General features: G+C 52.4%; 10 protein-coding genes. 8 read left to right on the plus strand and 2 right to left on the minus strand.

What is annotated here, in order from left to right:
• The coding region (locus GOB86_RS14480; protein ID WP_165993313.1) for a hypothetical protein at window positions 1–211 on the minus strand (211 nt) is incomplete at its 3' end.
• Window positions 212–650: 439 nt separating this feature from the next.
• On the opposite strand from GOB86_RS14480, the gene GOB86_RS14485 reads away from it, so the two are divergent.
• The 6 genes from GOB86_RS14485 to GOB86_RS14510 all read left to right on the plus strand — a co-directional run bounded on the left by GOB86_RS14485 (window position 651) and on the right by GOB86_RS14510 (window position 3,839).
• A complete protein-coding gene (locus GOB86_RS14485) occupies window positions 651–1,214 on the plus strand; it encodes a helix-turn-helix domain-containing protein (protein ID WP_165993315.1) in 564 nt (187 codons plus the stop codon).
• Window positions 1,215–1,234: 20 nt separating this feature from the next.
• A complete protein-coding gene (locus GOB86_RS14490; RefSeq protein ID WP_165993318.1) occupies window positions 1,235–1,612 on the plus strand; it encodes a helix-turn-helix domain-containing protein in 378 nt (125 codons plus the stop codon).
• A 43-nt stretch (window positions 1,613–1,655) separates the two neighbouring features.
• Window positions 1,656–1,847 (plus strand): type II toxin-antitoxin system RelB family antitoxin, encoded by a 192-nt coding sequence (relB, locus tag GOB86_RS14495; RefSeq protein WP_198912055.1) that lies wholly within the window; start codon window positions 1,656–1,658, stop codon window positions 1,845–1,847.
• Window positions 1,847–2,128 carry a type II toxin-antitoxin system RelE/ParE family toxin gene (locus GOB86_RS14500; RefSeq protein WP_165993320.1) on the plus strand — a complete coding sequence of 94 codons (282 nt, stop codon included), beginning with the start codon at window positions 1,847–1,849 and terminating at the stop codon, window positions 2,126–2,128. Before relB ends, GOB86_RS14500 begins: the two co-directional genes overlap by 1 nt.
• Before the next feature lie 251 nt (window positions 2,129–2,379).
• On the plus strand, window positions 2,380–2,841 hold the full coding sequence (locus GOB86_RS14505; RefSeq protein ID WP_165993323.1) for a hypothetical protein: 462 nt from the start codon (window positions 2,380–2,382) through the stop codon (window positions 2,839–2,841).
• Between the two features lie 80 nt (window positions 2,842–2,921).
• Complete coding sequence (locus GOB86_RS14510; RefSeq protein WP_165993326.1) at window positions 2,922–3,839, plus strand: hypothetical protein; 918 nt, start codon at window positions 2,922–2,924, stop codon at window positions 3,837–3,839.
• Here GOB86_RS14510 and mobQ read toward each other — a convergent pair.
• A complete protein-coding gene (gene mobQ / locus GOB86_RS14515; protein ID WP_253544328.1) occupies window positions 3,809–4,852 on the minus strand; it encodes a MobQ family relaxase in 1,044 nt (347 codons plus the stop codon). The two genes, GOB86_RS14510 and mobQ, sit on opposite strands and share 31 nt — an antisense overlap.
• Window positions 4,853–5,068: 216 nt before the next feature.
• Between mobQ and GOB86_RS14520 the strand changes: the two genes are divergently transcribed.
• Window positions 5,069–5,326 carry a mobilization protein gene (locus GOB86_RS14520; protein WP_165993328.1) on the plus strand — a complete coding sequence of 86 codons (258 nt, stop codon included), beginning with the start codon at window positions 5,069–5,071 and terminating at the stop codon, window positions 5,324–5,326.
• Window positions 5,323–5,709, plus strand: a 387-nt coding sequence (locus GOB86_RS14525) for a replication protein (protein WP_165993330.1), incomplete at its 3' end; no start/stop codon positions are given. The genes GOB86_RS14520 and GOB86_RS14525, both read left to right, overlap by 4 nt.

The following is a 5,709-nucleotide window of genomic DNA, read 5'->3' on the forward strand; positions in this document are numbered from 1 at the left end:
AAAAGGGCAGGCGGAAGGGTATCAGGCCGCTCGTGATGAAAAGGCGGCTGCGTCCTGGGCCAACACTCCGGCCGGACAGCGGGCTTATGGTCTCGATCAGCTCGGCAACCTTGATCTGGTGACGCAATGCCGGGGGCAGGGATGGCGGATCGTGCGACAACACGGACAGGATTATTGTTACCCCTACCTCGACGCCCAGCAGATGGTTCATGGTTGGGCGATACCCTGACCAGCCCCCTCGTCGTTTCCTGAGCCATTTTTTCTTGCCCGGTTCTACCAGCGTTACAGGGTTTGGGCGAACGTGGAGCGGAGGCGTCAAAGATGTTTAGTGTGGATAACACCCCTTTAAAATGCCTTTGATCCGCCCACGAGGGTCCACAGGACCCGAGGCCCGCTACCGCTTGCAAGAGCGTTCGCCGGCCTCGTCCCGTGGGCTTCATGGACGGCTCTTAAGATCATAGAAGAGAAAAACACATCATCCCTTATATTTCAAATACTTAAAGGGGGGGGGTAGGACACCAGCTATGTCCTACCCCCCGGACACCAGCTATGTCCTAGGTTTGTCCAATATTATGACAAATTCGTCGTTGATATGGACATTCATTTGGCCTAGGGTCAGGACATCCATGTCACGATTCTGGACACCGCGAATGCCTTTAGAACCGAAAATTCAGATCGCCACCCCACCAACCGGGACATGGGTCCAAACTGAACGTGCAGCACATGAGCGATGGTCTATTCTCGCAGTGGAAAACCCTCGTGCAGCAGCCCTTTTGCATGTGATCATTGCCAAAATGGGCAGACACAACGCTCTGGTCGCCAGTCAAGAAACACTTTCCAATTTGACTAAGTGCAGCACTCGAACCGTCCGTCGCTCTCTCCAAGTTCTCAAAGAGGAAAATTGGATCGAAATCCGTCAAGTCGGTGCATCTGGCACAGTTAACGCCTACATCGTGAATGACCGGGTGGCGTGGTCTGGTGCACGGGATGGCATTCGCTACAGCTTGTTTTCAGCCGCTGTTCTGGTCTCCGACAACGAACAGCCCGACAATGCTGACATTGGCATGCAACCACCTCTGGAACACATTCCATCGCTACAGCCTGGCGAACGCCAGTTACCGACCGGCCCCGGTATGCCGCCCCCTTCCCAGCCATCTCTTGACGGTCTGGAACCTGACTTGCCCGCCACCAGCCGCGACGATCCTGCACAGTGAGCGCGCACACTCCTGCGCACATGTCGCCTGCACAGGCTGCACAGGTAGCTGATGTCTCCAGATGGACAATTATGCGATCTATAAAATCGGGAGATTTGCAGGCATTTCGGGACAACAAGAACCAATGGCGGATCAAATCTGACGATCTGAACGCATGGCTCTCTGCACACCCTGCACAGTGTGCGCACACTGTGCAGGAAGAGGTCGATGCACACCCTGTGCACACCCCCGCACACCCCGATCTGATCGCCAAAAATACGCTCGAACTGATGCGTGTGAAAGCTGAACTCGAAGCCGAGAAGACGCTCCGGGCGACCATCGAGGCTGACCGAGATCACTGGCGCGAATTAGCCCAGAAGCTGGCTGAATCACGACCACGCAAATGGTGGTTCTGGTGATGAATGTGCTATACTCAATTCCACACCAACCAACAGGAGTCACATGATGAGTGAAGCACTCTCCCCCATCGTCTCCGAGTTCGAGACGGTCGAACAGGAAGCGGCCTATACCGCATGGCTTCAAGCCAAAGTTGCCATAAGTCTGGCCGATCGGCGCCCGCCAATCCCGCATGATGAAGTTGAACGGCGTATGACCGAACGGCTTGCCAAGCTGCGCAAACGCAAGGTTGCATAATGCTACCCATCGTCTGGACCGAAACCGCTGACGAAGACCTTGCCGGAATCACGGAATACATTGGTGAAAGCAATATCAGTGCAGCGGAGCGGATGTGGCATCGTCTCCGTTCCTGCGTTCTGCCTTTATCGTCTCATCCCTACCTATACCCGATTAGCGATCGCATTCCTGGACTCCGCGAAGTCGTAGCGCATCCAAATTACATCATCCTGTATCGGGTGACGGCAACCCGCGTTGAAATCATCAATGTGGTTCATGCCCGCCGCCAGTTCCCCGGTTAAATTCTCACATACCGAGAGAGACGCTGCCGTCCCAATTTCCCTCGATTTCGACGGCCTAACAAAGGGGGCAGGCAAGCCTTCGACCCGACCTCAACATTAACTGTTTATGCTCATGACTAGGTGATATGCTAAAATCATCTGGAATATTTATTGAATACTTTAAGATTATCTTTCTAAAATAATCCTGTCTTGAGCGCATCGGTTGCCTTACCAGGATAGTGCTCAAGAGTAATTGAATAGGAAATATTCCCATGTTTCTCAAAAATCTCTTACTCTCACTCGGCGTTATTGGCGTTTCCGCTCTCTCATTCACCAACTCGGCCCATGCGTCAGGTGGCACGATCCAACTGTTTAATGGCTCTCCACAAAGTGTTCAGATCACTGGCTATTCTGCGACCTCAGGCATCTCTCCAAGCACTGCCAGCCTCACAGTCTTAGCCGGAACAACAGGTACTGTTGCTAACGCATCAGGACCAGACAAGAAAAATCTTACAATACAATTTTCAGCAGAATCAAACTCTTCTACTCAAAAATTTGGATGTAGTTATAATATTATTCTAACATACTCTTCATCACTTAATGAATATTACGCAAACTACCAAGCATTCCCAATTTCATATCAAAATGAAACATATTTCCCAACATGCACAGCACCAGCTTCTGGCCCATGGAATGCCATTGGTGTTTTAGGGGGATATTTCTCTATAAAATAACCATCCCTTAATTAACCTTCTCTTTACTCTATGCGGTCATTAGATCGCATAGAGTTTTATACATGTAGTAGGAGTGTTTTATGACTACCATTACAACTACCGACCTGTCGTGGTCTGCTACATGGTCCCGTAATCCTGCTACATCTGATCCATCTGATTACATCAATTCCAGACATAGTGTCGTTAGCGATACATCAAAAAGTTCAAGTATTTTTAATGATGACAATAATAGCGATAAAATAATTTTATCAAAAGAAGCACAAGAATACACAAATAACAATAGCAGCCAAATAACAGATACAACCAATACAATACAAGAAATATATAATTCTCTAGGAAAAATAATAAGCAGCTCCACAACATCAGATTCTGAAAAATGGAATGCCTTTGAAGCAGCCGATGAACTACGTTCAGAATATATGGATAACAATGGTATTAACGGACTTGATCTCTCATTTGATCAAGAAACTGAAAATAGTCCGTTTATGCAAAAAATAAATGCCACCAATGATTATATCAATAGTGGCAAAGATATTGCTGCCAACCCTCTAGCGACAAAACTGTTCAATTTATGGGGAAAAGAAGGAGAAATACTAAGTAAAGAAAGCTATGGTTCATCCTCTTTCTCCATCAACATTCAAGAAACAACTATTCACACTGATAGCGGAGACGTAACCAGTTTCCAACTATCATCTAATTTCAATAGTCATTCAAATATTCCCTTGAAAACATCTCATGCGTCGACCCTAGATACATCAACTTCCTCTACATCTGCATCAATAGGAAATAACGTCCAAATCCTATCTGTTTCTGGAAAAACTAGCGATTTAAATGCAGAATTAGACAAAGAAATTGTCGAAGAACTATTTAGTTCTTCAGACAAAAAAACGGTTAAATCTCCGAAGATCGCGCAGCAGAATACATCTGCATCCACAAACACCTCAACCCCGACACCTTCGCTGACTACTCAAAATCCCATATCTGGCCCGCTATCATAATCCCGCCCTCTGCTCCGTCCTCGTGAGCGGCCCAAGGATCGACCCAACTCCTGTTGGAGCTGCTTCTGTCTTTCCTGTTCGGCCGCCCGGATTTCCTGCTGGCGTCTGATCTCGGCCTGACGCGCCAGTTCCTGCCTCTGGCGTTCGGCTTCCCGCTGCTGCTCCATCCGTTGCCCGATCTTCCGGGCCAGACCGACCGCCTGCCGGGCCTTTTTCTCAAGGCCAGAAAACAGCTCCTGCGCCTTCTCAATAGCCTTGCGGGCCGTTTCCAGAACACGGTTCCGCTCGCGGATCTCCGCATTCTGCTTCCCGAGATCCGTCACAGGATCTCGGCCGGGGATCTCGCGGGCCGCCTGACGCTCTAGGGCGGTCGCTGACACGCCCATGTGCCGGGTCGGCTCCTGTTCCTTCCCCTGGCGCTCGAAGCTCCGGTGATCCACCCGCTGTTCGACCTGGTGCCGTTCCAGGGCCATGTTCACCTGGCGCGCCCACACGCCCCGCATATGCTCGATCTCGGCCGAGGCGGTGCTGGCCACGTCCAGAACCCGCGTCTTGGCCCCCAGACCATCCTCCCCGGCCGTCCGGGTTGTGGTGAGGATATGCGCGTGATGGTTCCGATTATCCCCTTCCCGGCCGGGTTCATGGATCGCCACATCGGCCACCACCCCGTACCGCTCCACCAGTTCACGGGCGAAATCCCGGGCCAGTTCTTTCCGTGCGTCCGTGTCCAGCTCGGCCGGTAATGCCAGCTCATATTCCCGGCCGGTCTTGGCGTCCTTCCTCTTCTCGGCCGCTTCCGCTGCGTTCCACAGGGCGTTCCGGTCTTGCGCCCAGTCTGCACCATCCGGGGCCACGATGAACGCATCCTCTACCCCCTGCTTGCGGGTGTAGTCGTGCGTCAGGCCCTGCCGTTCGTCCGTCAGCTCCTGACCGGCACGATAGGCGGCAGCAGCCACGACACTGCGACCGGCTGAACGCGAGATGGATTTGACGGACAGGTGGTAGATCGCCACGACTCTCTCCGTTCAGGAAGGGTTCAGGGAAGGAACATCACTGACGCACGCATTGCGAAGCAATGCTAAAGTGCGCCCTTCACTCCTTCGTCGCAAGGGTTGTTTGCGCTCCACGACGAATCAAGGAAACTTCCGAAAAATATGGTATTATCAACAGGGTCATGCGGGGACAGAAATAACGACAGACCATTGCACCCACTTGGTGCGGGAGGAAAAATGACACCCATCGAGAAGGCAAAACAGCAGGTCGAACAGGCCAAGGCCCGGTATCAGGCTTTGCTCGCCAGACAGAACGCTGAAGAACGCAAGTTGGACACCCGGCGCAAGGTCATTCTCGGGGGGCTGCTGATCGAGGCGGCCGGGAAGGATGAACGCTTCGGACGGGTCATTGACGAGTTGATGAAACGCATCACCCGCGAGCATGACCACAAGGCGTTCAAGGACTGGCAGAAACCGGAGCCTGACCGGTCATGACCGACGAACGCGAGCTGGATGACGGGCTGGCCGCGTTCGACCAGCTCGGCCGGGAAATGGTGGAGACAAACCGGCTGCTTCGGACCGTCCGGTCCGATCAGACGACCCGGAACCAGCAGGAACATGTCCTATCGGCAGAAATGCAAACCGCGCTCAAACAGGCCACAGGAGCCTCACAGAAGGCGCTACAGGCCGCCAAGACGGAAATACGCTCATCTCTACTCTGGACGGGCCTAATGGCCTTCCTGATCGTTCTGGTAGCGTTTGGCGGTGGTTATTTCTTCGGTCAGCAGGCCGGAACCGAAAAAGGGCAGGCGGAAGGGTATCAGGCCGCTCGTGATGAAAAGGCGGCTGCGTCCTGGGCCAACACTCCGGCCGGACAG

The organism is Acetobacter lambici (assembly GCF_011516885.1).
Classification (GTDB): domain Bacteria; phylum Pseudomonadota; class Alphaproteobacteria; order Acetobacterales; family Acetobacteraceae; genus Acetobacter; species Acetobacter lambici.

Bases quoted from the DNA above. Each gene is read 5' to 3' on its own strand.
- GOB86_RS14520 (WP_165993328.1), top strand. From the start codon at position 5,069: ATGACACCCATCGAGAAGGCAAAACAGCAGGTCGAACAGGCCAAGGCC.
- relB (WP_198912055.1), top strand. From the start codon at position 1,656: ATGATGAGTGAAGCACTCTCCCCCATCGTCTCCGAGTTCGAGACGGTC.
- GOB86_RS14500 (WP_165993320.1), top strand. From the start codon at position 1,847: ATGCTACCCATCGTCTGGACCGAAACCGCTGACGAAGACCTTGCCGGA.
- GOB86_RS14485 (WP_165993315.1), top strand. From the start codon at position 651: ATGCCTTTAGAACCGAAAATTCAGATCGCCACCCCACCAACCGGGACA.
- GOB86_RS14490 (WP_165993318.1), top strand. From the start codon at position 1,235: ATGTCGCCTGCACAGGCTGCACAGGTAGCTGATGTCTCCAGATGGACA.
- GOB86_RS14505 (WP_165993323.1), top strand. From the start codon at position 2,380: ATGTTTCTCAAAAATCTCTTACTCTCACTCGGCGTTATTGGCGTTTCC.
- GOB86_RS14510 (WP_165993326.1), top strand. From the start codon at position 2,922: ATGACTACCATTACAACTACCGACCTGTCGTGGTCTGCTACATGGTCC.